Below are 22605 nucleotides of genomic sequence, written 5' to 3'. Positions count from 1 at the left end.
GCTCAGAATTCCCGCAGATCCTGAACCGCATGCTGGGTTTTGATCAGGTTTTTCTCCGCCCGCTTTAAATCCTTTTTCGCGATAGCCACGAACAGCGCATCCAGTATATTTAACTGGGCAATTCGTGATGCGGCATTTTCACCTAACAGATGCGATCCCTGAGAAGTTGAATTAAGTACCACATGCGCATGACGCGCAATAGGCGACTCGGCGTAATTCGTAATCACAATCACTCTGGCACCGTTACGGGCGGCTAATTTAACCGGATCGTTCACAGCACGCGTGGCACCGGAGTGACTGATGGCGATAACCACATCATCATCAGATAACACTGCCGCAGACATCAGCATTATATGGGCATCATCATAAGCGGTGGATTTAATCCCAATCTTAAGCATCTTGTGGGAAAGATCGCGCGCAACCGTTGCCGATCCGCCCACGGCATAAAGATCGATATGACGAGCCTTAAAAATAATCTCTGCCGCACGGTTAAATTCAGAGACATCTAAAACCGACAGGGTTTCTTCAATGGCCTGAATTGAGGTTCTGAATACTTTCGCCAGTAACTGTTCCGATGAATCATCGGGCTCAATTTCCGCATGCAAACCTGCCACTTCAGAGGCGTTATAATAAATTAAACTGCTTCTGAAATTTCTGAATCCTGTGAAGTTAAGCTTTTTCGTGATCTTAACCACCATTGCTTCCGATACACCGTTTTCCTGCGCGATCTCTTTTAACGACGTTTGTTCGGTAATATCGGTTCTGGCAGTGATTGCCTCAATAACCCGCCGTTCTAACGGCGTCAGTTGAGGTAATCGCATACGTATCTGAGCGCCAATGGCTCGCGGATCTTGCTTCATTACTTGCCTCGGGTCGCTCGGTCAATCAACATCGCTATGATAATAATAAGACCCGTAGCGAGCAATTGATAAAACGCCTGAATATTAAGCAAGGTCAGACCGTTACGCAGCGCCCCCAAAATAATCACCCCAATCAGGGTGCCAAAGATACTGCCTTTGCCGCCCATTAATGACGCGCCGCCAATGGCCGCAGCGGCGATGGCGTCCAGCTCCCACAGGTTGCCGATGGTCGGTTCCGCCGCGCCCAGGCGGCCAATCAGAATCAGCGATGCCAGAGAGGCCAGCATGCCTGAGATCACGTACACCGTGACTTTGGTTCGTTTGACCGGCACACCGGCCACGCGGGCCGCCTCTTCATTGCCGCCAATCGCCAGAATGTACTCACCCAACGGGGTTTTGTTCATTACCGTCCACAGGCAGAGGGCAATCACGGCCACCACGACGATGGGCGTTGGCACACCGAACACCGTGCTGTTAATCAGGCTGCGGAACGACATCGGAATACCAAAGACCGGATTGCCGCCGGTGTAGATCAGCGCGATGGCACGAAACAGCGACAAGCCGCCCAGCGTCACGATAAAGGGTTGCAGCCCGGCATAGGCGATAAGCGTACCGCTGAAAATACCGCTCAGTGCGCCAATGCCCAGCGTGGCGATAATCGCCAGAGGCACAGGCACGCCAGAGACCATGAGCGTTGCGCCAAACACGGCAGACAGTGCGGCGGTTGGCCCGACCGATAAATCAATACCGCCTGAAATAATCACCAGCGTCATGCCCAGAGCAATTAAGGCATTAATCGAAGATTGCTGCAAAATATTCAACAGATTCGGGACGGTAAAAAATACCGGCGACAGGAAAGAGAATGTCACCACAATAATCAGTAAGCCAATTAAGGTTCCGGCATCGCGCAGGTTAAATTTCAACAGCGGTGATGCACGGCCAACCGGCTGCATATTTGTTTCAGTCGTCATAGTGATAACCTTTATAGAGAGGTGTTCGCTCAGGCAGTTTCGACATCTTTAATCGCAAAGCGGGCAATATTGTCTTCGGTAATCGCCTCGCCCTTTAACTCTTTCGTTATTTTTCCTTCCCGCATCACTAATACGCGATCGGAGATGCGAATAATTTCTGTCATCTCTGACGAGACAACAATAATGGCTTTACCTGCCTGCGCCAGTCGTTCAATCAGATTATAAATTTCGGATTTGGCACCAATATCAATGCCGCGCGTGGGTTCATCAAATAAAAAGACCTTGGCATCCGCTGCGACCCAGCGTCCGATAATGACTTTTTGTTGATTTCCGCCACTCAGCGTACCGATGGTTTTTTCAATATCCATAGGGCGAAGTTTAAGGTCGCTCATGACATCGTGCGCCACCCGATTTAACCGGACTTTATTTATCACACCCGCCAGGGTGAACTGACGCATGGACGGCAGCGCCATATTCATCTTCACCGAGCGCGCTTTAATAATGCCCTCTTTTTTCCGGTCTTCCGGTACCAGACCGATTCCGGCTTTTATGGCCGCGCTGATATTATGATTCGGGACGGGCTGACCATTGACCTGCACCGTGCCGCTGCTGCGCTTGTCAATACCGGCAATCAGCTTGAGCAACTCGGTGCGTCCTGCCCCGACCAACCCGGCAATGCCCAACACTTCCCCGGCGTTGACGCTAAAATTAGCGGGTAATATTTCGTTGCCACGCGCCAGATTTTCGACCCGCAACACTTCCTGTGCGGTCACGAAGGCGTTGTGATCGAGCCTTTCTATCTTACGGCCGACCATTTTGGCGACGATGCTCTCTTCATCTTCGTCACAGATATTCACCACCCCGACCTGTTTACCATCGCGCATGATGGTCGCCCGGTCGCAGACCCGGAAAATCTCGTTCATCTTGTGTGACACATAGATCAAGGACACACCCAGCGACTTGAGATCGGCAATCAGTTCAGCCAGCCGGTCAAATTCGCGCGGCGTCAGGCTGGATGTCGGCTCATCCATGGCGATGATTTTAGCGTCATCCAGTAACGCACGGGCAATTTCGACGATCTGCTGCTGAGACACTTTAAGATCTTTGATCGGGCTGTTGGGATCGATCGTGGGATCAAGCCGTTTCAAAATCAGCGTGGCGCGCGACAGCTGGGCTTTTTTATCCACCCACCACCCTTTTGCTTTGGTCAGTGGGCGGCCCAGGAACATATTCTGCGCAACCGAGAGCTCTGGAACGTGTTGCAGTTCCTGGTGGATCATCGCAATCCCCGCATGACGGGCGCTGAGTGGGCTTTTCATCTGCACCGTCTTACCGTTGACGCTGATTTCTCCACTGTCTGCGCCCCGCACACCGGAAAGAATATTCAACAGCGTGGATTTCCCCGCGCCATTCTCACCAATCAGGGCATGCACTTCACCGGGCTTCACAAAAAAGTCGACATTCTGTAAAGCTGCGGCGCTGCCGTAGGTTTTGTTGATGCCGCGCATCATTAAACGATACTGTTCCATACGCTCTCCGCCAGGCTTACTGTTGCGCTAAAAGTTGACGCAGCTTGTCCATGTCTTTGGTGGAAAATGCATCCGCATTCTCTTTGGTGATCAGCGCCTGCGGGGTGGAAACCACGCGTGAGATTTTCTGGCCGTTAATCAAACGCAGCATCACATCCATCGCCACTTCACCCGTCAGCACCGGGAAGCTGTCCACGGTACCGGTCAGTTCGCCGCGCTTGATGGACGCATAGGCATCGGAGATCCCGTCAGTACCAAATACGGCTACCTGTTTGGCTTTGTCCATCGAACGCACCGCTTCCACGACACCCAATGCCATGGTGTCGTTATTGGCGTAAAAGCCGATCAGGTCAGGATGCTGTTGCAGAATAGTACTGGCGGCGTTAAATGCCTGCTCACGGCTCCAGTTGGCCGGTACGCTGGCCACCACATTGAACTTGCCGTTGGCCTTCAGCGTTTCTTTAAATCCTCTGGTGCGCTGTCCGGCAGCATAGACGCCAGGCTGCCCTTCAATCACCGCAACTTTGCCGCCCTGCGGATGGTGCTCGATAAACCATTTCGCCACCCGCACACCGTTGTCTTTCTGGACGTTACCGACGTAATGTTCGGCATCTGGCATCACCGCATCGTTAACGTTCACTACCGGGATTTTTTTACTGTTGGCGCTTTCCAGTGCAGGCTCAAGGTTAATGTCGGTTTGCGGGGAAACCAGCAGGCCGTTATAGCCCTGGGAAATCATGGTTTCGGCAATCGACAGCTGCCCCAGTTGATCGTCTTCATTCGCTGCGGCCTGATAAGCCACGGTGATGCCATATTTTTTAGCGGCGTTCTGATAACCCTCGCCCAGCAAACGCCAGTATTCATTGGTCAGGGTTTTAGAGACACCACCGATTTTGAGCGATTTATCGATCTTGGGCATCGCGCCATATTTACTGTCGAGCTGCGACCATTCGGTGCGATCCTGTTCGGTATCGGACTTGAGCGGCGCCATCTCTGCGGCATAGACACTGGCGCACAGCAGCGAGGAAGCGATGACGGCGAGTAAACGTTTTTTCATTTTTTCAGCCTTTTATTATGCATTTGTAGGGTAAGATTTTGCTGTTCTGCAGCTGACGCCCTGCATTAACGCGCCAGCATAATGTCGTTGACGATTTGCTGTGAGGCGACGGCGTCCTGACGGCTTATCGCCTCCATCAATGCGGGATTATCGTTAAGCTGGTCGCAAAGCTTGAGTAATCGCGTCACGGTGGCGATGTTGATTTCTGCTTCGCGCACCGGGTCCAGCCCGCTGGCATCCGGGAAGGTGTCAAAATAGTAGGCACCCTGATAACCATCGCGCTGCATCTGCCACAGAAACTCCAGCGTGGCGCGCGGATTAACCGATGCCGCCATCAGCCCGTCATCCCGTTTGCCCCAGCCGTCATTCAAATCCAGCCCCAGCAGCCTTGAACGACGTGCCACCATGGCCGCCGCCCAGGCAGGAATTTCATTGGCGAACAGGACATGGGCAAAATCCAGCGTGATGCCCAGATTAGGGCTACCGGCTTCTTCTACGGCCAGCAGGCAGGTTGTTACGTTAGGAAAGATGCTGTAGGCGCGAGGCTCATTGGGTTTGTATTCAATGCTCACATCCACGTCCGGCGCATAGTCGGCGATTTCACGCACCGCACTCACCGCGTCCTCCCAGATTTTTTTGTAATCGACCTGGAAGCAGTAGTCGAAACCGTCCTGCCCCATCCATAACGTCATTAACCGGGAGCCAAACTCGCGGCCGGTATCGATGCCGCGCTTGGTCAGATCAATCGCCTCACGGCGAATCTTTGCGTCGGGATGCGTAAACGCACCGATTTTGAACTGCGGTGCATCCCAGCGCATCTGCATGCCGTTGACCGACAGGCCGGCGTCGTCGATAGCCTGACGCAGGGTTTTCACATCACTGGTCAGGTGCTGGGGATAGTTGAGATCCAAATGCGTTAAGCCTTTAACCTTGCCCGCGCGCGCAACCATTTGCAGTACAGAGGGTTTGCCCTGCAAATCCGGCCAGTAGAGATGTGCCCCTGAAGCGAATGAGTTAAGACGTGTAGCAAACTTTAAATCTGACATGAGGCTCAATCCTTAGTAACAGGGTTGTAATGTACTTTCCTTTTTCACAACTAAATGTGAAGTTATAATAGAATTTACTCTTTACGCGATAACGCGCAACCGTTGTTGTGGGGGAAATAAGTAAATTGCGAGGGCGGTCACGTATTAATCACCTCAGGCAACAACCTGCGGTGATCAGTCAAAAAGACACAACCTCTGCGTCAGCAAGGCGTTGCGGGGACAGGTGCGGGAAGGCGTCAGAAACGGGCAGGCGCCGTAAAAATGCACATCGGCGCGGGATCGGCCATTGCTGTGTCCAGATTTACGCTACGCTTACTCCATGCATTACCCTTACAAAAATGGAGACAATTTCAATGAGTCATGATGAGCGTAAACCCACCACAACAGACGCTGGTATTCCCGTCGCCAGTGATGAACACTCCCTTTCCGTCGGTCCCGACGGTCCGCTGGTGCTTCACGACCACTACCTGATTGAACAAATGGCCAACTTCAACCGCGAGCGTATTCCTGAGCGGCAGCCCCATGCGAAAGGAAGCGGCGCGTTTGGCTTTTTTGAGGTGACTGAAGATGTGAGTCGCTACACCAAAGCCAAAGTCTTTCAGCCGGGCACGAAAACCGACGTCGTGATGCGTTTTTCAACGGTGGCTGGCGAGCGCGGCAGTCCGGATACCTGGCGCGATCCGCGCGGATTTTCCATTAAGTTTTATACCAGCGAAGGCAATTACGACATGGTGGGCAACAATACACCGGTGTTCTTTATTCGCGATCCCATGAAGTTCCAGCATTTTATCCGCTCGCAAAAGCGCCGCGCCGATAACAATCTGCGTGACAACGACATGCAGTGGGATTTCTGGACCCTGTCACCCGAATCATCACACCAGGTCACCTGGCTGATGGGCGATCGCGGTATCCCTAAAAACTGGCGTCATATGAATGGTTACTCCAGCCACACCTATATGTGGGTGAATGACCAGGGTGAGAAGTTCTGGGTGAAATACCACTTCCATACCGATCAGGGCATTGAAAACCTGACGCAGGAAGAAGCCGACAAGCTGGCAGGGGAAGATGGCGATTACCACACGCGTGACCTGTTCATGTCTATCAAAAACGGCCATTTCCCGAGCTGGACGTTGTACATGCAGATCATGCCGTTTGCCGACGCTGACCACTATCGTTACAACCCTTTCGATTTGACCAAGGTCTGGCCGCACAGTGATTATCCGCTAATCAAAGTCGGCAAGCTGACGCTCAACCGGAACCCGACCGATAACCATGCGCAGATTGAACAGGCCGCTTTCGAGCCCAATAATCTGGTGCCTGGCATTGGACTCAGCCCGGACAAGATGCTTCTCGGTCGCGTGTTTGCCTATGCCGACGCCCACCGCGCACGACTTGGGGTGAACTATAAGCAGATTCCGGTTAATGCCCCGCAGTCGCCGGTGAACAGCTACAGCAAAGATGGCGCGATGCGCATGAACCCGGTGTCCGATCCGGTTTATGCACCTAACAGCAAAGGTGGCCCCGCCGCCGATGGCGATCGTTATCCCACCGACTCTGTCTGGTCTGCCAGCGGTGATATGGTGCGTGCGCCTTACACTTTGCGTCGGGACGATGACGACGTCGGCCAGGCAAATACCTTAATCAACAAGGTGATGGATGACGCCGCGCGCGACAGGCTGGTGAATAATGTCAGCGGGCATCTGCTGAACGGCGTTGAAGAACCGGTGCTTTCACGTGCCTTTGCCTACTGGCGCAATATCGATCAAACCATCGGCGACCGTATCGCCAGCAAGGTGCAGGAAGCGCGCGCTAAGCGCTAACCCGCACGCCAAACGGTGGCGTTCGCCACCGTTTATTGGCTTTTCTGACGTTCTCAGCCATGTCTGGCACAAAACTGCTCAATGTCGTCTGACTGAAAATCGGCCAGGTTTGCCATGATTTTTTCCAGCGGCCAGTTCCACCATGCAATGTGCTGTAACCGGCTTGCAATGGCCGGATGAAAGCGAACGCGAATCGGTTTTGCTGGCACACCGCCGACCACGGTATAAGGCGCAACGTCTTTCGTCACCACCGCACCCGCCGCCAGGACCGCCCCATCGCCAACCGTCACGCCCGGCAGCACAATCACGCCATGGCCTATCCAGACGTCGTTGCCAATCACTACCCGGTCCTCACGGCGCGCCGTGAAAAAACCGTGGTCGCGCGTCGCGGCAGCATCATAATACTCTGGGCAATAGGTAAAGCGGTGTTGTGATGCCCGATCCATAGGATGGTTGGGCGCGCCAATACGCACCTGATTGGCGATGGCGGTGAAGCGGCCTATTTCGGTATCGGCTATGCAGCAGTGCTCGCCGACGTAAGAGAAATCGCCAATGGCGCTGTACTCAAGGTAACTGTGCGCCAAAATTTCACACTGCGCCCCAACCTCGGTTTCACGCATACGTACGCTGGTGTCAATTTCGGTCTGCTGAAGCCTGGCGGGTTTGACTGCGGCAAGTGACATGAAAAACTCCCGGATCTGGTCTGATGTCTGGATAAGTCGTGCCTTTCGGGCGCCTGATTGCCGCGCCACTGTAGCCGGGAAAGATGACAGGCAATTGACAACGAAAAAGGCGGAGTGGTTAGCTCCGCCTTGGTCAAAGTTCCGGTTAGTTTGCATGACCGGTCAGTTGCATAAGGGCAACGATGATCTGCAAGATGATCCGGATAATCTCCAGAATCAGCTTTGTCAGTTCCATCACTTTCCTTCTCCCACAACAGGAGCGCGCTGTTCAGCAGCCGGGGCTTTACCCTTACCCGCCGGGTGCCTGAGCACATCTTTGTGGAGAGGGCTGAGCGGCACTCATGGTTTAAGCCACAGGTCAGCACCACCTGTTACCTGCCGGGATTTATGTAACCGTGCTCCCCTGGAAGCAGTCAGTTAACCATGAGGCGATGCCCAACACTCAACAACTGTATAAATATACAGCATTTTCACTAAACTTGAAGTCTGCGGCGGCACTCTTTACAATCTGTTTGTGGAGAGTGCTGAGCACCTCGTTCGCCATCCGGTTACCCGCCGGGCAACGAACACAAGAAAAAAGGATTTGGCATCACGCCAAATCCTTTTTTTATGCCTGCTATTTACCGCTTAGTTCGCCGAACTGACGCGCCAGATGGAATCACCCGCATCATCTGCGATGATCAAACCGCCCTGTTTGTCACTGGCCAGGCCGACCGGTAAGCCGCGCACCTCTTTTTCATCTTCGGTTAAAAAGCCCGATACCACGGTTTGCGGTTGCCCCACCGGTTTTCCGTTCTCGAACTTCACCCAAACCACTTTGTAGCCGTTAAGCGGTTTACGGTTCCAGCTCCCGTGCTCGCTGATAAATGCGCCGCCGCGATACTGTGGCATATTCTCCGCGCCATAGAACAGCAATCCCAGCGGGGCGACATGCGAGCTTAGTGCATAGTCAGGCTTGATCGCTTTTTCGACCAGGTCTGGACGCTGCGGCTGTGCCCGTACATCCACATGTTGACCAAAATAGCTGTAGGGCCAGCCATAGAAGCCGTTCTCTTTCACGGAGGTCAGGTAATCAGGCACGAGGTCCGAACCAATTTCGTCACGCTCGTTAATCACCGCCCACAGCTGCTTCGTCTGGGGTTCCCAGCCAAGACCGGTGGGATTACGCAAACCGCTGGCGTAGATACGACTGGCACCGCTGGCGGCATCCACTTCCAGAATGGCGGCGCGGCGATATTCTGCGCCGATGCCGTTCTCGGTAATGTTGCTGTTGGAACCCACGCCAACATAGAGTTTACTGCCGTCCGGACTGGCGAGCAGCGCTTTGGTCCAGTGGTGGTTGATCGGGCCACCAGGTAACTCGGTAACCCGTTGCGGAGCGGTCCGAATTTCGGTTTGTCCTTCGGTATAAGGGAATTTCACCAGGCTGTCTGCGTTGGCGACATACAAGGTGTTACCCACCAGCTGCATACCAAACGGGGCGCTCAGGTTGTCAATAAAGCGGTGCTGTTCCCATTTTCCGTTAACGTTACGCAGCAGGGTAATGCGGTTGCCGCCCTTACCACCTTTCCCCGAGGCATTTTTCACCAGACCGGTGATTAACTCTTTGGGTTTCGTCGTGGGTTTGGGCATGCCGTTGGATTCGGCAATCAGAATATCGTTATTGGGCAGCACATAAACCTGACGCGGATGCTGAAGATGGTCAGCAATCTTCTCAATCTTCAGGCCCTGCGCCACCGTAGGTTTTTCGCCGTTCTTCCACGGCACGCCTTTAGGCACCTGCATTGGCGGTACCATAAAGTTTTTGGCGTCGGGTAATTCGGGATTGGCACCCGTTTGCTTTTGCGGATCGATTGTCGCACCGGTATCACAACCCGTCAGCAGGGCCATCATCGTCAGCGCAATAAGGGAATGTTGCGGCATTTTCATTATGGCTTCTCCTTAAGCAGTACGTTGACGCAGTGCAAGTTGCACATTCGCCAGCAGCAGCAGTATCACGACCAGCGTCGACAGCACAGCCGCCGTCGGCACCACGGCATAAGCATCACGGCTGTGAATAAAGGCATTGGCGATAGCCAGAAGAACGGCAACCAGGGAGAGCCAGAAATGGGTTTTCTCGGGTGCGGTACTGCCGCGAAACATATAAACCAGACTAATTACTCGGGGCAGGATTGCCATCACCAGGCCGATGGCAATCAGCCAGCTGGCACTGATTGACCAGAGAATGATATAGGTCTTCATATAGATGATGTCGAACAACCAGGCTGCCACAAAAAAGCCAAGCGGCACGGGTTCCAGAAGAGCATAAAGCGTCACGGCAACGGCCGATCGTCCAGAGGTATTGCGCATTTTCATCTCCATTTTCAATAATAATACCGCTCAGGCACAGCGCATTACGTTTCCATCGCGCGGTAAACCTGCCTGTAAAATATTAGTAAACCTGAAGGAAAATGAAGGTTTTAATTCACATTCGTGGTGTTTTTTACTGCAACCGCGTTGCGGTTAGGGATGTGGCGGCAGAAAGCGGCCCGGATAATCTGCCTGAATAGCCTGTTGAGCCGGGTGGCGGCCAAACCACCTGTAGCGGTTTAGCGCAATACAGTCGTAAAAAAAATTACTGATGCGCGGGGGAAACCAGCGCAGCACGCTCAGCGCCCGCCACGGCATCGGTAGCTGCTGCATCACACGCAGCACCGCCTGTGCCCGCAGCCAGTGCCGATCGCCACGGATATAGACGATGGTATTGATATTGTCCTCCGGCAACCCCGCCCACTTCAGCAGCGCTTTGCCCTGCTCACTTTGCACCGCAGCAAAACGGACCTGCTGCGCCAGTTGGTGGCGCAGCAGGAAACTCACCCAGCCTGTACAGAGTTTGCAAACGCCATCATAAAGCACGACGCTCTCGCCCGTTTGCAGATAAGGCGGCTGTGGCATGCTGCTTCTCCTCGGTATTATCCTCATCAGAAGCAGTATAGCCTGCCCGGCCCAGAGACTGAGCCAGCCACTGGATCACGGCGTGCTCGTCGATAGCACTGGCATTGACCTTTAACAGCGGCCCCAGTGCCATCGGCTGCGCTTCCTCAGCCAGACGACGCAACTCAGGAAGGTACTCAGCACCGGGATGACCCGGCATGCGTTGCGTCAGCCGCGCCTGGTAGCGTGCCACGGCGGCGTCCGGTGAGATCTGCATCCACACCTCCAGCACGTCATTCACGCCAGCCCGCTGTAATCCCTGCTCCAGTACCGTTTTAGGCTGAAAGCCAAACCAGGCATCAATCAGGAATACGCAGTCGCTGGGCGACTGGCCGATGATATTCCAGATAGCCTGATAAGCCGCACAGCCCAGCTGTCGGTTGCGCTGGCGATCGACCGGCGCAAAGCTGGACATAAACGGCTCCTTCAGGCTGTCCAGCGTTAACACCGGCAAGGAAAAGCGCTGTGACAACGTGCGGGCCAGCGTGCTTTTCCCGGAGGCAGGAATCCCGTTAACTAACACCACGCGCTTTATGTCAGTCTCACTGGTCATAGGATCTCCATTACTTCCGCAACGCTGCTGGCACGCCGTAATTTTACCAGCGTCTCTTCATCCTCAAGCATACTGACAATGGCGCGAATGCCCTCTTCTATGTGCGCATTACTGTCGCGGGCACCAAACATGATCACAATATCCGCCTTATCGCTTCCCTCAAACGAGATGGGTTCCGCCAGCAATACCATGCTGAAGCAGTCGCGGATAACGCCCGTTTCCGGGCGGGCATGGGGAATAGCGATACCTTCTTCAAACACGTAATAGGCACCATGCGTCAGCGTATTATCAATGACCGCCTGAGGATAAGAGGCATGAACATAACCGCCCTCCACCAGCGGTTTTGCCGCCATGGCAATCACCTGCCGCCAGTCCCTGGCGGCAATGCCTACCTGAACAGCATTGGCTTCCTGTAATAACTGTTTAATGGTCATTACTGCTCCTTAAACTGATTTACGCACCAGATTACGTAATTCATCAATTTTCACAAAAAGAGGATCAATGTCATCCCGGTAACGGCGGCTTTTCGCAAACAGGGATAATGCACGATTATATTCCAGCATTAATTGTTTCTGCGTTTCAATATCGCCTGAATTAATCGCCAGTTTCGCTTCCAGCGCAGTTATTTTTTCACTGACACTTTCTGCCTGACGATCCCGTTCTGCATCATCTGGGGCATTATTTCCCCCTTTCTTTTTCATGAATCCAAACATAGCGTCTCCTGCCCCGAAAAGCGCCAGGGCACCTCAGGTTTATTCACGTCGGGATAATAAAAGTGCTTAACGGAACAGCTGCATTTTCTCAACTAATACATTGGTGACGGCATTATTGGCAGGTACGAGGAAATTACGCACGCTGTCATTGACTTTGCCTTTCTCAAAGGTCGCTTTGCACTGGGCAACCCACTGCACATTCATTTCCGTGCCTACGTTAACTTTTTCGATACCGCTGCCCACGGCCAGGCGCATGTCCTCATCGCTGACCCCGGTTCCGCCATGCAGGACCAGCGGCGTTCCCGTGGCAGCCGTGATCTCCGCCAGGCGTTGATGCTGGATGTGGGCTTTACCGGTATAAAGGCCGTGAACGGTACCGATGGAGATGGCCAGCATGTCCACGCCGGTTTCATCCACAAAGCGTTTCGCATCCTCGACCGTGGTAAACACGATATCGCTCATTTCCACACATTTTCCGTCTTCAGAACCGCCGATAGCACCCAGCTCAGCCTCGACGGAAACATTCACGGGACGAGCCATATCAATCACCCTGCGGGTATTCGCGATATTCTCTTCCAGCGATAAATGTGAACCGTCATACATCACCGAACTGAATCCGGCATTAATTGCCGTCTGAATCGAGTCTAAATCGGAACAGTGATCCAGATGCAGACAGGTCGGAATATTTTTACTTTTGGATAATGACTTAATGGCATCAACCAATAATTCGTGCCCAAGATATTTCGCGGTCCCGGTTGATATTTGAATCATCAGTGGACTGTGCGTATTTTCTGCCGCTTTAAAAAACGCCGGCAACATCTCAAGACAGTGTAAATTAAACGACCCTACCGCTTTAAATTCACGTTCTTTGGCAATTTTCAGTAATTCGGTAAAGTTATAAAGTTTCATGCACGTTTTCCTCACGGGGCTTAGTGGATTTTCCGTTAACAAACCAGGCGATAGCGGTAACAAAAGCAACGAATACGGCGACAAACAGCCAGTTATGCTGGAAAGCATGTCCCAGAACCAGACCGGTACTGATCACGTCGGAATCACTGAAGGTCACGCCGGTAAAGCCGTAGCTTTCCAGCATCGGTACCAGAATGGCGGGCAGGAAGGTAATAAATAATCCGTGGACGAATCCACCAATCATTGCCCCGCGCCGTCCACCCAGTGCGTTACCAAATACGCCTGCTGTACCGCCGGCAAAAAAGTTGGTCAGCAAGCCGGGCAGAATCATCGCCAGACCAAACATTGGGAAGACCAGCATGCCCACAACAGAGCCGAGCGTGGTCGCAAGAAAGCCGACGATGACCGCGTTAGGCGCATAAGGGAACATGACCGGGCAGTCGAGTGCAGGTTTGGCATCCGGCACCAGTCGCATCGCAATGCCGCGGAAGGCCGGGACCAGTTCATTCAGCAGCAGTCTCACGCCGCTGTATAAAACAAAGACGCCCGCCACAAACTGGATAGACTGCATAAAGGCATACATCAGGTAGTTGGTACCACTGCTGTACTGGGCGATAAAGGCTGGACCTGCCGCCACAGCGGGAATCAGGTACATCGGCACCATGACCACCGCCATCGACAGATAGGTGTCCTGCAAAAACTTAAAGTTATCGGGGAGCTTTAAATCTTCCGTTGAGCGTGAGCCTCGGCCGACGACTTTCGCCACCGCCGCCGTGAGCAGATAACCGATAGTGCAGAAGTGGCCGAGCGCGACGTCATCCGAGTCCGTGATACGACGCACCACCGGCTGTGCCAGTGCCGGCATCACCACCGCCATAATGCCGCCGAAAATACCGCCGGTCAGAATTAACGGTAATCCGGTCAGACCGGCTTTGTAACCGATCACGGCCCCGATGGTTGCCATCCACAACAGCGCCTGGCCGGTGAGGAAGATGTATTTGAACGGTGTCAGGCGCGCAATGATGATATTGACGATAAAGATCACCAGTAGCGTCATGGCCACTTCCGAGCCCAGCTCACGGTTTGCCAGCCCGGCAATCGCGGCCACGTCAGTGATGTAGCCCTGCATGCCGAAACCGTGGGTAAAAATGCTGTTAAGGAAGGTAAGCGCACCCACAATAATGTTGATGCCCGCCATCATGATCAAGAAGCCCAGAAGGGTTTTAAAGGTCCCTTCCACGACCTTCCCGGCCGATTTTTTTTGCAGGACCAGTCCGATTAGCGCAATAAACGCGATCAGAATAGACGCCTGCCCCAATAAGTCTTTAACCAGAAAATTGATTACACTATTCATGATTAGCAACCTTCACATTACGTTCTTTTAAGAAAGCCACGATCTTTTGCTCAATTTCAGCTTTATCGGTGAGTTTATTTAATATAATTACGCGTTTAATTTGCTCTGGTGTGGCGTCGGCATTTAAGACATCCGCAAAGGCTTTTTGCGTTAAAATCATGTCGGATTTAAATGCGTTAGCTTCTGAAATCGTGGTGTGATCGATATCGGCTTCAATCTCCAGTTTTTTTAAAACTGATTTCGCACTCATTTCGATAGCGAAACTTGATCCCAGACCGCAACCACAGACACATAAAATTTTCAGCATGTTTTCTCCTCACAATATATGCAGTTGTTTAGCGAGTTTATAATGGTGCCCTTCTGTATCGACCAGGCGTTTTTTCATGCTTATTAAGTCAATCGGAATAGGCTTATTGCTGCCATTAATAATGACGGCTTTATTACGCATTCCGGATTGAATACAACGGACGACTTCACTTGCCATAATGGTGCCCTGATAAATCTCCTCACAGGTGGGGTCGCCATTACGCAGTCCATAGCCGACGATCGTTTTGCGAATACGCACGCCGATCAACGGTTCAAGTTGCTTGATTAATGTATCAATCGCGCCCTGAAATCCCGGTGAATATTCTCGTGTGTAACCTTCTGAACAGAGGATTACCACGCTGTTCTGTTCGCTGAGCCGCTGAGTGATGCGTTCTGCCAGCACGCTAGTGGGAATCTGGCATTCCGGGATCAGCGCAAAATCGGCATTGGATTTTATGGCGGACTGTAGCGTCAGCTCACCACAATAACCGCCGAGCAGTTCTACCATAAACACACGCCCGGTTAAGGCCCGACCGGTGTTTCTCAGCTTTGCCACCTCTTTTAAAACCTGCTCACAGGCGGTGGAAAAACCCACGGTGTAATCACTGCCGTAGACATCGTTATCAATGGTCATTCCGATGCCAAAACAGTTGACGCCAAATTCACTCAGCGTGTGCAAAAATTGCAGCGACCCGTCACCGCCAGCCAGAATTAATACATCAATGCGTAATGTTTTTAACTGCCGGGCAATGGTTTCATATTCGCTGCGAATTAATTTTCGCGCAGTTCTGCCCGACTGCATCACCGGAATGGACGTGATGGAAAAATCCAGTAAATCACGCTGCGATATTTCCTGACAGACATTATCCAGCAGTCCAGGAATACCGCCATTAAATAACACCATTTCCGCCTGGGTCATTCTGCCCACCTGGAAAATGAAATTATTAATGCCGGTTACGTCACCGCCGCTAATTACCATTCCGATTCTCATCCTGACTTCCTTCTGGCTTAATGCGTCTGACGCTATTGTTTCGGGATAACAGACTGATATTTGCAATTAAGATCACAAAAATGAGAGGAATTTATTTAGGTGATGTATTGACAGCGCGTACGGATGGCTTATTTATGTGAAAGAAATCACATTTTAATCGCAAAGGGGGGTTGTGAGCTTATCCTTTTAAAACAACAAGTTAAATATAACGATGCCCCTCGCTTTTCTGTCAACGTTATATCGCGCAGGCGTCGATAAAATCACGATGCAAATTTGTGATTTTCGCCTCATTTTTTTAGGTACGGCAGAGGATTAATTTTACGCGGGACGGGCTCAGGCTTTTTCAGCCGCCGAAAATAACGTGATGAAGTGCTTTTTTTTTCAGACAATGCTGGCGCTTTTTGAGCCGGTTTCGGTCGCCGCCGACTCGTTCAGGGCCTGACAACGCTGAATGCAGACGCTGCCTGTTTGCCGGGTTGCCCGTAGCCAGGCCAGGCAAAAAAAAACCCGGCACCTGAGTGCCGGGCTGAGAACGCAAACGCAGAATTACTTCGCGTACGCTTCGGTAGAGAGCGTCAGTTTCACGTCATCACTGACCGCTGGCACGTACTTGTCCAGTTTGAAGTCTGAACGTTTGATGGTGCCGGTGGCATCAAAACCAATCGCCTGCTTCTTCACCATCGGATGCTCGCCCTGCTTGTTCAGCGTGGCGTGCAGTGTGACAGGTTTGGTAATACCTTTCAGGGTGAGGTTCCCTTCCACATCAAACTTGTTATCGCCTTTGGCGATGACTTTAGTGCTGCGGAAGGTGGCGCTGGGGTATTTCGCAACGTCGAAATAGTCCGCACCTTTGAATTCTTTGGTCAGGGCAGCGACATGGCTGTCAATTTTACTTACCGGCAGGGTAACGTCGACACGCGACTGCTCAGGTTTGCTGCTGTCAAACACCAGGGAACCTGTAGCATCTGGAATATCAGCGGTAGGATGCGAAAAGCCGAAGTGCTCCCAGCTCATCACTACAGACGTATGCTGTGGGTCGAGTTGATAATGCATGGCTTCTGCCTGAGAAGCAGGGACATACAGCGCAGCAGCCGCGAGCAGTGGCAGAGTTAAACGTTTTACATTCTTCACTTTCTATTCCTTATTTTATGGCGTCCATCTGAGTTTGGGGCATATACACGCGAATAAAAAGTGAAGAGATTTGGCGTAAACAATCAAATTTATTCAGCAATATCACTGAGTGATTATTTTAATTCTTACCTTTAGTGTAGAGAATGCGCCAGCGGTGTCGGCAGGTTAACAATCGTTGATGCAGCTGTTGCACCGCTTCCTGAGTCAGTGAGGCGACCTTTTCAGGCTCAAGGTTGGTCAGGCCGTTCGCCTGACGCAGGGCTGCCACCTCGGGGTCTTCTTTCATCCCCATGAGCTGAGTTTTGATCGGGTTGATATCACATTGTGCAACGCCAGGGGTCATGTCATGCAGGAAGGCTTCACAGAACTGAATCAATGTTGATGCCGGACAATCCGGCGACTGTAAGCCAAAAAGAAGGCCATCGGTGTCCACACTGCGATGGTAGCGGCAGCTGACCACATAACCTACCGGCTGCTCAACGCGATAGCGCTGGTAAAAACGCGGCTCACAGATCAGCGCCAGAGCACGAAGCGCTGCCAGTTGCTGCCCGTCGTCCAGGGGAATAAACAGCAAAACAGCACTGTCATCCGTCGCCTGGGGGATACAGGTTTCACCGGCAACCGATGCGGGAGACGGACGCGTCGGGGAATTCACCTTAAGCACACTGAGTTGCTGCGCCACGATCCGCTGCTGGTCAGCATCACCGCCCAACAGGACAGCACGCCAGCCTGCAGGCTCCACAGAGGTAGCCAGTTGGTAAGGCAGTTGCCGCAGCAGCTCGCGTATCGCAATGCCCGGTATGTGTGGTGAGGATGCCCTGGCTGGCTGGCTCAGGCGTTGCAGAAGCTGCGCCAGCGCCGCGCTGAGCAGTGTCTTGTCTGACGGCAGCTGCAGCCTGAGTTGCCAGACGCCCTGAACGTCGCGCCACTCGCCGCTAGCGGCAAAATGGCGTAACACCGCAAAGACGGGCCGTAAGGCATGGTCATATGCCGGGCCCGCCGCCAGCGTGGTAAACAGCTCGGGGCGCAGCACCAGCGTACCCGGCGACGTATCCGGCGCGATGTGCGGCAGAACCGCCACATCCGTGGGCGCATCACTGAGTGGGAAAGGACTTTGCTGCGGGTAAAATGACCAGTTAACGGTCGGGCAACGGTACGCTGGCACCTGCCAGGTTGCCAGCGCGAGTTCATAGCCCTGTATAAGGCGCTTTTCAGCCTGCGCATCGGCGGTACAAAAAAGCGTGGTCGCGGCACGGGTGGACAATTCGCTTAATAAGGCAGAGATATCAGGACATTCACCCACGGCCGCAAAGCCCAGTGCACGCGCCTGCAGTTGCATCAGTGGCGATTGCGCAGCCAGCCGTTGCTGTGCCAGCTGCCAGTAATGTTGCCGTTGCGCCGTGCTGGTAAGACTTAACGCCTGCAGAAACGCATTCAGCAGTGCCATCACAGGCGCAGGCTGCTCGCTGGCGACCGTTATCGCCAGCCAGTCGGTCGTGTCAGATCGATAAAGCCATTTCACCTGCAGGCCGGTCGCGATGCTGCGTGCATGGAGCGTGGCCAGTAAGCCACCCGGCGCGTCATCAAGTAAAAATTCCCGCACCAGAGTGACACTGTCACGAAATGCGGCAGGTAACAGCCAGCTTTGCCACAGCGCGGACGGCCCTTCCTGCTGTAAGGCCAGGCTCCGGTCGGGGGACAGCTGAACCGGTTGCGGGGTGATGCTGGCACGCTTGCGCAGCTGCAATGGACGTGGGGAAAATGCGGCGGTAAAGGTTTCTGCCAGACCGGTGAGCGCTTCCAGAGACTGCGGCCCCTGGAGCCACAACGCCATATTCTCAGGGTGATAAAAACGCTGATGAAAGGCCTGCAACGCCGCGTGCAATTCTGTGACGTTGTCACCAAACGCTGCCCTGTTGCCCGTCTGGAAGCGCTGAAATACGGCGGGGAACGTCACCGGCGTGAAGATAGCGGCTTCCGCCCGCGCCGGAGCATGATGCTGCAGCAGCCGGTATTCCGCATCAATAACGCCAATCTCCTGGCGGATAGCCTCAAGGGTTAATCGTGGCGCACTCAGCATATCCTGCAGGCGCAGCAGGCCTTCGCTAAAATTCTCAGGCGCGACTTCAAAAAAGTACGCGCTCTGGCGGGCCTGGGTGCTGGCATTCACCTGCCCCCCGCAGGCCTGAACCCAACTCATCAACCGCCCGTCATTTGGCCAGCGCTGACTGCCGGTAAAAAGCAGGTGCTCAAGCAAATGCGCCAGGCCGGGCCAGCTATCCGGCTCATCATGGCTGCCTGCCGCGACGCTCACCAGTGCCGCTGACTGACTGGCCTCCGGCTGGTGGATCAGCGTCACCTTCAGTCCGTTGAGTTGCAGGCAACGTGTGTGCATTACAGAATCCGCGTTTTATAAATCAGCTGAGAGTTGCTGCGATTGCGGAACTGTAGCTGGCCGATTTTGATGTCGCTACAGTCAGCTTCACGGCGTGCATCAAGAATTTTACCGTGGTGCGGGGATTTACTGCACACCGGATCGGCATTGTCTGCATCGCCGGTAAGCATAAAGGCCTGGCAGCGACAGCCGCCAAAATCTTTCTCTTTTTCATCACAAGAGCGACAAGGCTCCGGCATCCAGTCAAAGCCCCGATAGCGGTTAAAGCCAAACGAGTGGTACCAGATATCTTCCAGGCTCTGCTCAAGCACAGAGGGAAAAGCCACCGGCAGCTGCCGTGCGCTGTGGCACGGGAGTGCCGTGCCTTCCGGCGTGACGCTCAGGAAGATAGCGCCCCATCCGCCCATGCACGGCTTGGGACGTTCTTCATAGTAATCGGGGGTAACAAACAGCAGATTGGTCAGATTACCGCTGTCGCTCATGCGTTCACGGTACTGGTTAACGATGCCTTCGGCCCGGGCAATCTGCTCACGGGTTGGCAGCAGGCCCTCGCGGTTTAACTGCGCCCAGCCGTAAAACTGACAGGTCGCCAGCTCCACGTCATCGGCTTCCAGCTCGATACAGAGATCGATGATCTTATCGATCTGGTCAATATTGTGACGGTGCAGGACGAAATTCAGCACCATGGGATAACCATGGGCTTTGACCGCGCGCGCCATGTCCAGCTTCTGCTGAAACGCCTTTTTCGAACCGGCCAGTGCTGCGTTCAGGGTTTCATCACTGGCCTGAAAACTGATCTGAATATGATCCAGCCCGGCGTCGCTGAATGCCTCCAGCTTTTTCTCCGTCAGGCCGATTCCGGAGGTAATGAGGTTGGTATAAAAACCTAAATCGCGCGCCGCTTTGATCAGTTCGGGCAGGTCTTTCCGCGTCAGCGGCTCACCGCCTGAAAAGCCGAGCTGCACGCTGCCCATAGCACGTGCCTGGCGGAACACCTCAATCCACTGCTCGGTGCTCAGCTCTTTTTCCTGCTGGGCAAAATCCAGCGGATTCGAGCAGTACGGGCACTGGAGCGGGCAGCGGTAGGTCAGTTCTGCCAGCAGCCAGAGCGGTGGGTTCACGCCGGGTTTATGCTGGGTCACGAAACTGTATCCACTTTTGTTCATACGCTGACTGCAGGAATTCTTTAACATCCTCGCCGACGCCGCCTGCTTCGGGAAAACGGGCATCCAGGATGGCAATGATGGCGGCAATATCCTGTTTGCCGTCCACCAGCGCCAGAATGGCGGCGGCCGTTTCATTGAGTTTCGCCATGCCTTCTGGATAGAGCACGACGTGACTGTCCTGAGCTGCTTCCCATTGCATACGGTAGCCACGGCGAAAAGCGGCAATTGCGTGTTCGTTCATCGTTATACCAGTCGGGTTGTGTGCCAGGCTGCCTTATCCGTAACGCTATGATAAGGCGGGCGTTTGAGTTCGTAAGCCATTGTCATGGCATCCAGCATCGTCCACAGAATATCCAGCTTGAACTGCAGAATCTCCAGCATGCGGTTCTGTTTTTCAGCGGTATCACAAAATGCCAGCGCCAGCGCAAGGCCGTGTTCAACGTCGCGGTTCGCCTGACTCAGGCGGCTGCGGAAATAGAAATAGCCCTCTTCTTTGATCCACGGATAGTGCTGAGGCCAGCTGTCGAGCCGCGACTGATGAATCTGGGGAGCAAAGAGTTCGGTAAGGGAACTGCAGGCGGCTTCCTGCCAGTTAGCGCGACGCGCAAAGTTGAGGTAGGCATCAACCGCAAACCGCACGCCCGGCAGGACATGCTGTTCCGAGACCAGCTCATCCCGGCTCAGGCCCACCGCTTCGCCCAGGCGTAACCAGGCTTCAATGCCGCCATCGTCGCCCTGGCTGCCATCGTGATCCAGGATGCGCTGTACCCATTTACGCCGGGTCGCCGGGTCCGGGCAGTTGGCCATGATCGCTGCATCTTTGAGCGGAATACTGGTTTGATAATAGAAGCGGTTCGCCACCCAGCCCTGAATCTGCTCAGGCGTGGCCTGGCCGTTATGCATCGCAATATGGTAAGGGTGATGAATATGGTAGTACGCGCCTTTATCACGCAGCGCCAGTTCAAAGGCCTGCGGCGACAGGGTTTCCGTAATCAGCATGATTTAGTCCTGAAGATGTATCGCCATCCCGTCGTGACTCACCTCTATTCCCTGTTGTGACAGGAAGTGCCGCTGAGGTGACTGTTCGTTAAGGACAGGATTGGTGTTGTTAATGTGAATTAAAATTTTACGTTTTGCCGGCAGCCGGGCGAGTAATGCCATCAGCCCCTGCTCGTCGGCCAGCGCCAGGTGCCCCATCGCTTTTCCGGTATTTTTACCCACTCCGGCGGTCAGTAACTCATCGTCCTGCCATACCGTCCCATCAATCAGCAGGCAATCGGCCCGCTCCAGCCAGGGAAGGATCACCGCATCCGGCTCACCAAGGCCTGGCGCATACAGCAGTGTCTGACCGTTAGCGCGATTTTCAATAAACAACGCCACGTTGTGGCCCGGTAGCGGACGATCGCGGTATGGCGAGTATGGCGGCGCATTACTGAGAATCGGGATGGCGGTGAACTGGAGATCCGAACAAACATCGACGTTAAACGGCGTTAACGGACGAATGGGCCGATGCTGCAGTCCGCCATTCCAGTGTTTGAGCATGGTAAAGACCGGGAAACCGGTGGTCAGATCGTCATGAACTTCGGGCGTACACCACACCTGATGTGGGCAGCCTTCACGCAGGCTGAGCAGGCCCGTAGTATGGTCAATCTGGCTGTCGGTAAGAATTATGCCGCCGATGGCTGTACCGCGCAGGACGTTTTTTTTAACCAGTTCTGGCGTGTGCAAAATCTGCTGGCTGATGTCAGGAGAGGCATTGCATAAAACCCAGTCTTCCCCGTTATCGCTAACGATGATCGAGGACTGAGTACGCGGCGTGGCCTGGAGGGTGCCGTTACGCACACCCTGGCAGTTGGGGCAGTTGCAGTTCCATTGCGGAAATCCACCGCCTGCAGCAGATCCAAGGACTTTAATAAACATGAAAGGGACCAGGTGTTGAAACGAAATGCCCGCGCAAACGGCGGGCAAATGATTAGCGGTTGGAGATGTACAGTGTGACTTCCAGACCGAGGCGCAGATCAACAAACGTTGGTTTTTTCCACATAATTTTCTTCCTTATAGATAAACAGACAAATAAATTACTGCAAAACAGCAGTGTGACAGGGATTGAAATGCGAACCTTGTCACACTATTTTCTCGCAGACCGCA

At 53.5% G+C, this 22605-nt stretch carries 24 protein-coding genes; 1 reads left to right on the top strand and 23 read right to left on the bottom strand.

From position 1 onward, the window contains the following. Nucleotides 1-2: 2 nt before the first annotated feature. The 5 genes from A6A26_RS15520 to A6A26_RS15500 all read right to left on the bottom strand — a co-directional run bounded on the left by A6A26_RS15520 (nucleotide 3) and on the right by A6A26_RS15500 (nucleotide 5463). On the bottom strand, nucleotides 3-860 hold the full coding sequence (locus A6A26_RS15520) for a MurR/RpiR family transcriptional regulator (RefSeq protein ID WP_063879562.1): 858 nt from the start codon (nucleotides 858-860) through the stop codon (nucleotides 3-5). Next, the gene (locus A6A26_RS15515) at nucleotides 860-1831 is read right to left on the bottom strand and encodes an ABC transporter permease (protein ID WP_063879561.1); all 972 of its coding nucleotides are present in this window, start codon (nucleotides 1829-1831) and stop codon (nucleotides 860-862) included. Before A6A26_RS15515 ends, A6A26_RS15520 begins: the two co-directional genes overlap by 1 nt. A 29-nt stretch (nucleotides 1832-1860) precedes the next feature. Further along, nucleotides 1861-3360 (bottom strand): sugar ABC transporter ATP-binding protein, encoded by a 1500-nt coding sequence (locus tag A6A26_RS15510; RefSeq protein ID WP_063879560.1) that lies wholly within the window; start codon nucleotides 3358-3360, stop codon nucleotides 1861-1863. 16 nt (nucleotides 3361-3376) lie between these two features. After that, complete coding sequence (locus A6A26_RS15505; RefSeq protein ID WP_063879559.1) at nucleotides 3377-4417, bottom strand: sugar ABC transporter substrate-binding protein; 1041 nt, start codon at nucleotides 4415-4417, stop codon at nucleotides 3377-3379. A gap of 65 nt (nucleotides 4418-4482) precedes the next feature. Next, the gene (locus A6A26_RS15500) at nucleotides 4483-5463 is read right to left on the bottom strand and encodes a TIM barrel protein (protein WP_063879558.1); all 981 of its coding nucleotides are present in this window, start codon (nucleotides 5461-5463) and stop codon (nucleotides 4483-4485) included. A 353-nt stretch (nucleotides 5464-5816) separates the two neighbouring features. Here A6A26_RS15500 and A6A26_RS15495 point away from each other — a divergent pair, with 353 nt between their 5' ends. Then, entirely contained in the window at nucleotides 5817-7283 is a 1467-nt protein-coding gene (locus A6A26_RS15495; protein ID WP_063879557.1) for a catalase, read from the top strand. A gap of 53 nt (nucleotides 7284-7336) precedes the next feature. Here the strand turns inward: A6A26_RS15495 and A6A26_RS15490 are convergent, their stop codons facing one another. From A6A26_RS15490 to pqqA, 18 genes are all read right to left on the bottom strand, one after another. Continuing rightward, nucleotides 7337-7966: a DapH/DapD/GlmU-related protein gene (locus A6A26_RS15490; protein WP_063879556.1), complete on the bottom strand. Its 630-nt coding sequence runs from the start codon at nucleotides 7964-7966 to the stop codon at nucleotides 7337-7339. Nucleotides 7967-8593: 627 nt separating this feature from the next. After that, nucleotides 8594-9895, bottom strand: a complete 1302-nt coding sequence (locus A6A26_RS15485) for a PQQ-dependent sugar dehydrogenase (protein WP_063879555.1) — start codon at nucleotides 9893-9895, stop codon at nucleotides 8594-8596. 12 nt (nucleotides 9896-9907) lie between these two features. Continuing rightward, nucleotides 9908-10315, bottom strand: a complete 408-nt coding sequence (locus tag A6A26_RS15480; RefSeq protein WP_063879554.1) for a DUF2231 domain-containing protein — start codon at nucleotides 10313-10315, stop codon at nucleotides 9908-9910. Nucleotides 10316-10468: 153 nt separating this feature from the next. Then, nucleotides 10469-10900 (bottom strand): thiol-disulfide oxidoreductase DCC family protein, encoded by a 432-nt coding sequence (locus tag A6A26_RS15475; RefSeq protein WP_063879553.1) that lies wholly within the window; start codon nucleotides 10898-10900, stop codon nucleotides 10469-10471. Continuing rightward, nucleotides 10851-11492, bottom strand: a complete 642-nt coding sequence (locus A6A26_RS15470; protein ID WP_063879552.1) for a P-loop nucleotide/nucleoside kinase family protein — start codon at nucleotides 11490-11492, stop codon at nucleotides 10851-10853. Before A6A26_RS15470 ends, A6A26_RS15475 begins: the two co-directional genes overlap by 50 nt. Next, the gene (locus A6A26_RS15465; protein WP_063879551.1) at nucleotides 11489-11926 is read right to left on the bottom strand and encodes a PTS sugar transporter subunit IIA; all 438 of its coding nucleotides are present in this window, start codon (nucleotides 11924-11926) and stop codon (nucleotides 11489-11491) included. Before A6A26_RS15465 ends, A6A26_RS15470 begins: the two co-directional genes overlap by 4 nt. A 9-nt stretch (nucleotides 11927-11935) precedes the next feature. After that, nucleotides 11936-12205 carry a hypothetical protein gene (locus A6A26_RS15460; RefSeq protein WP_063879550.1) on the bottom strand — a complete coding sequence of 90 codons (270 nt, stop codon included), beginning with the start codon at nucleotides 12203-12205 and terminating at the stop codon, nucleotides 11936-11938. 66 nt (nucleotides 12206-12271) lie between these two features. Next, nucleotides 12272-13114, bottom strand: a complete 843-nt coding sequence (locus A6A26_RS15455; protein WP_063879549.1) for a class II fructose-bisphosphate aldolase — start codon at nucleotides 13112-13114, stop codon at nucleotides 12272-12274. Beyond that, complete coding sequence (locus tag A6A26_RS15450) at nucleotides 13101-14468, bottom strand: PTS sugar transporter subunit IIC (protein WP_063879548.1); 1368 nt, start codon at nucleotides 14466-14468, stop codon at nucleotides 13101-13103. Before A6A26_RS15450 ends, A6A26_RS15455 begins: the two co-directional genes overlap by 14 nt. Next, nucleotides 14461-14775 carry a PTS sugar transporter subunit IIB gene (locus A6A26_RS15445; RefSeq protein WP_063879547.1) on the bottom strand — a complete coding sequence of 105 codons (315 nt, stop codon included), beginning with the start codon at nucleotides 14773-14775 and terminating at the stop codon, nucleotides 14461-14463. The genes A6A26_RS15450 and A6A26_RS15445 overlap by 8 nt, the downstream gene beginning before the upstream one ends. A 9-nt stretch (nucleotides 14776-14784) precedes the next feature. Then, entirely contained in the window at nucleotides 14785-15765 is a 981-nt protein-coding gene (locus A6A26_RS15440) for a 6-phosphofructokinase (protein ID WP_063879546.1), read from the bottom strand. A gap of 546 nt (nucleotides 15766-16311) precedes the next feature. Next, complete coding sequence (locus tag A6A26_RS15435) at nucleotides 16312-16896, bottom strand: YceI family protein (protein WP_063879545.1); 585 nt, start codon at nucleotides 16894-16896, stop codon at nucleotides 16312-16314. A 118-nt stretch (nucleotides 16897-17014) separates the two neighbouring features. Beyond that, nucleotides 17015-19291: a pyrroloquinoline quinone biosynthesis protein PqqF gene (gene pqqF / locus A6A26_RS15430; protein WP_063879544.1), complete on the bottom strand. Its 2277-nt coding sequence runs from the start codon at nucleotides 19289-19291 to the stop codon at nucleotides 17015-17017. Further along, a complete protein-coding gene (pqqE, locus tag A6A26_RS15425) occupies nucleotides 19291-20433 on the bottom strand; it encodes a pyrroloquinoline quinone biosynthesis protein PqqE (protein ID WP_096010666.1) in 1143 nt (380 codons plus the stop codon). Before pqqE ends, pqqF begins: the two co-directional genes overlap by 1 nt. Further along, complete coding sequence (gene pqqD / locus A6A26_RS15420) at nucleotides 20420-20698, bottom strand: pyrroloquinoline quinone biosynthesis peptide chaperone PqqD (RefSeq protein WP_063879542.1); 279 nt, start codon at nucleotides 20696-20698, stop codon at nucleotides 20420-20422. The genes pqqE and pqqD overlap by 14 nt, the downstream gene beginning before the upstream one ends. A 2-nt stretch (nucleotides 20699-20700) precedes the next feature. Continuing rightward, a complete protein-coding gene (pqqC, locus tag A6A26_RS15415) occupies nucleotides 20701-21456 on the bottom strand; it encodes a pyrroloquinoline-quinone synthase PqqC (protein ID WP_063879541.1) in 756 nt (251 codons plus the stop codon). 3 nt (nucleotides 21457-21459) lie between these two features. Beyond that, nucleotides 21460-22377, bottom strand: coding sequence for a pyrroloquinoline quinone biosynthesis protein PqqB (gene pqqB / locus A6A26_RS15410; RefSeq protein ID WP_063879540.1), 918 nt, complete (start codon nucleotides 22375-22377; stop codon nucleotides 21460-21462). 52 nt (nucleotides 22378-22429) lie between these two features. Continuing rightward, nucleotides 22430-22501 carry a pyrroloquinoline quinone precursor peptide PqqA gene (gene pqqA, locus A6A26_RS24885; RefSeq protein ID WP_009090272.1) on the bottom strand — a complete coding sequence of 24 codons (72 nt, stop codon included), beginning with the start codon at nucleotides 22499-22501 and terminating at the stop codon, nucleotides 22430-22432. Between the last annotated feature and the right edge of the window lie 104 nt (nucleotides 22502-22605).

Source organism: Pantoea sp. OXWO6B1, assembly GCF_001641135.1.
In the GTDB taxonomy this organism is placed as follows: Bacteria; Pseudomonadota; Gammaproteobacteria; order Enterobacterales; family Enterobacteriaceae; genus Pantoea; species Pantoea allii.
The sequence above is the reverse complement of the archived record's forward strand: the minus strand, read 5'-3'. Positions and strand labels throughout refer to the sequence as shown.

Bases quoted from the DNA above. Each gene is read 5' to 3' on its own strand.
- A6A26_RS15480 (WP_063879554.1), bottom strand. From the start codon at position 10,315: ATGCGCAATACCTCTGGACGATCGGCCGTTGCCGTGACGCTTTATGCT.
- A6A26_RS15460 (WP_063879550.1), bottom strand. From the start codon at position 12,205: ATGTTTGGATTCATGAAAAAGAAAGGGGGAAATAATGCCCCAGATGAT.
- A6A26_RS15500 (WP_063879558.1), bottom strand. From the start codon at position 5,463: ATGTCAGATTTAAAGTTTGCTACACGTCTTAACTCATTCGCTTCAGGG.
- A6A26_RS15450 (WP_063879548.1), bottom strand. From the start codon at position 14,468: ATGAATAGTGTAATCAATTTTCTGGTTAAAGACTTATTGGGGCAGGCG.
- A6A26_RS15465 (WP_063879551.1), bottom strand. From the start codon at position 11,926: ATGACCATTAAACAGTTATTACAGGAAGCCAATGCTGTTCAGGTAGGC.
- A6A26_RS15475 (WP_063879553.1), bottom strand. From the start codon at position 10,900: ATGCCACAGCCGCCTTATCTGCAAACGGGCGAGAGCGTCGTGCTTTAT.
- A6A26_RS15490 (WP_063879556.1), bottom strand. From the start codon at position 7,966: ATGTCACTTGCCGCAGTCAAACCCGCCAGGCTTCAGCAGACCGAAATT.
- A6A26_RS15455 (WP_063879549.1), bottom strand. From the start codon at position 13,114: ATGAAACTTTATAACTTTACCGAATTACTGAAAATTGCCAAAGAACGT.
- A6A26_RS15505 (WP_063879559.1), bottom strand. From the start codon at position 4,417: ATGAAAAAACGTTTACTCGCCGTCATCGCTTCCTCGCTGCTGTGCGCC.
- A6A26_RS15440 (WP_063879546.1), bottom strand. From the start codon at position 15,765: ATGAGAATCGGAATGGTAATTAGCGGCGGTGACGTAACCGGCATTAAT.
- A6A26_RS15520 (WP_063879562.1), bottom strand. From the start codon at position 860: ATGAAGCAAGATCCGCGAGCCATTGGCGCTCAGATACGTATGCGATTA.
- pqqD (WP_063879542.1), bottom strand. From the start codon at position 20,698: ATGAACGAACACGCAATTGCCGCTTTTCGCCGTGGCTACCGTATGCAA.
- pqqC (WP_063879541.1), bottom strand. From the start codon at position 21,456: ATGCTGATTACGGAAACCCTGTCGCCGCAGGCCTTTGAACTGGCGCTG.
- A6A26_RS15495 (WP_063879557.1), top strand. From the start codon at position 5,817: ATGAGTCATGATGAGCGTAAACCCACCACAACAGACGCTGGTATTCCC.
- A6A26_RS15515 (WP_063879561.1), bottom strand. From the start codon at position 1,831: ATGACGACTGAAACAAATATGCAGCCGGTTGGCCGTGCATCACCGCTG.
- pqqF (WP_063879544.1), bottom strand. From the start codon at position 19,291: ATGCACACACGTTGCCTGCAACTCAACGGACTGAAGGTGACGCTGATC.
- A6A26_RS15510 (WP_063879560.1), bottom strand. From the start codon at position 3,360: ATGGAACAGTATCGTTTAATGATGCGCGGCATCAACAAAACCTACGGC.
- A6A26_RS15470 (WP_063879552.1), bottom strand. From the start codon at position 11,492: ATGACCAGTGAGACTGACATAAAGCGCGTGGTGTTAGTTAACGGGATT.
- A6A26_RS15485 (WP_063879555.1), bottom strand. From the start codon at position 9,895: ATGAAAATGCCGCAACATTCCCTTATTGCGCTGACGATGATGGCCCTG.
- A6A26_RS15445 (WP_063879547.1), bottom strand. From the start codon at position 14,775: ATGCTGAAAATTTTATGTGTCTGTGGTTGCGGTCTGGGATCAAGTTTC.
- pqqB (WP_063879540.1), bottom strand. From the start codon at position 22,377: ATGTTTATTAAAGTCCTTGGATCTGCTGCAGGCGGTGGATTTCCGCAA.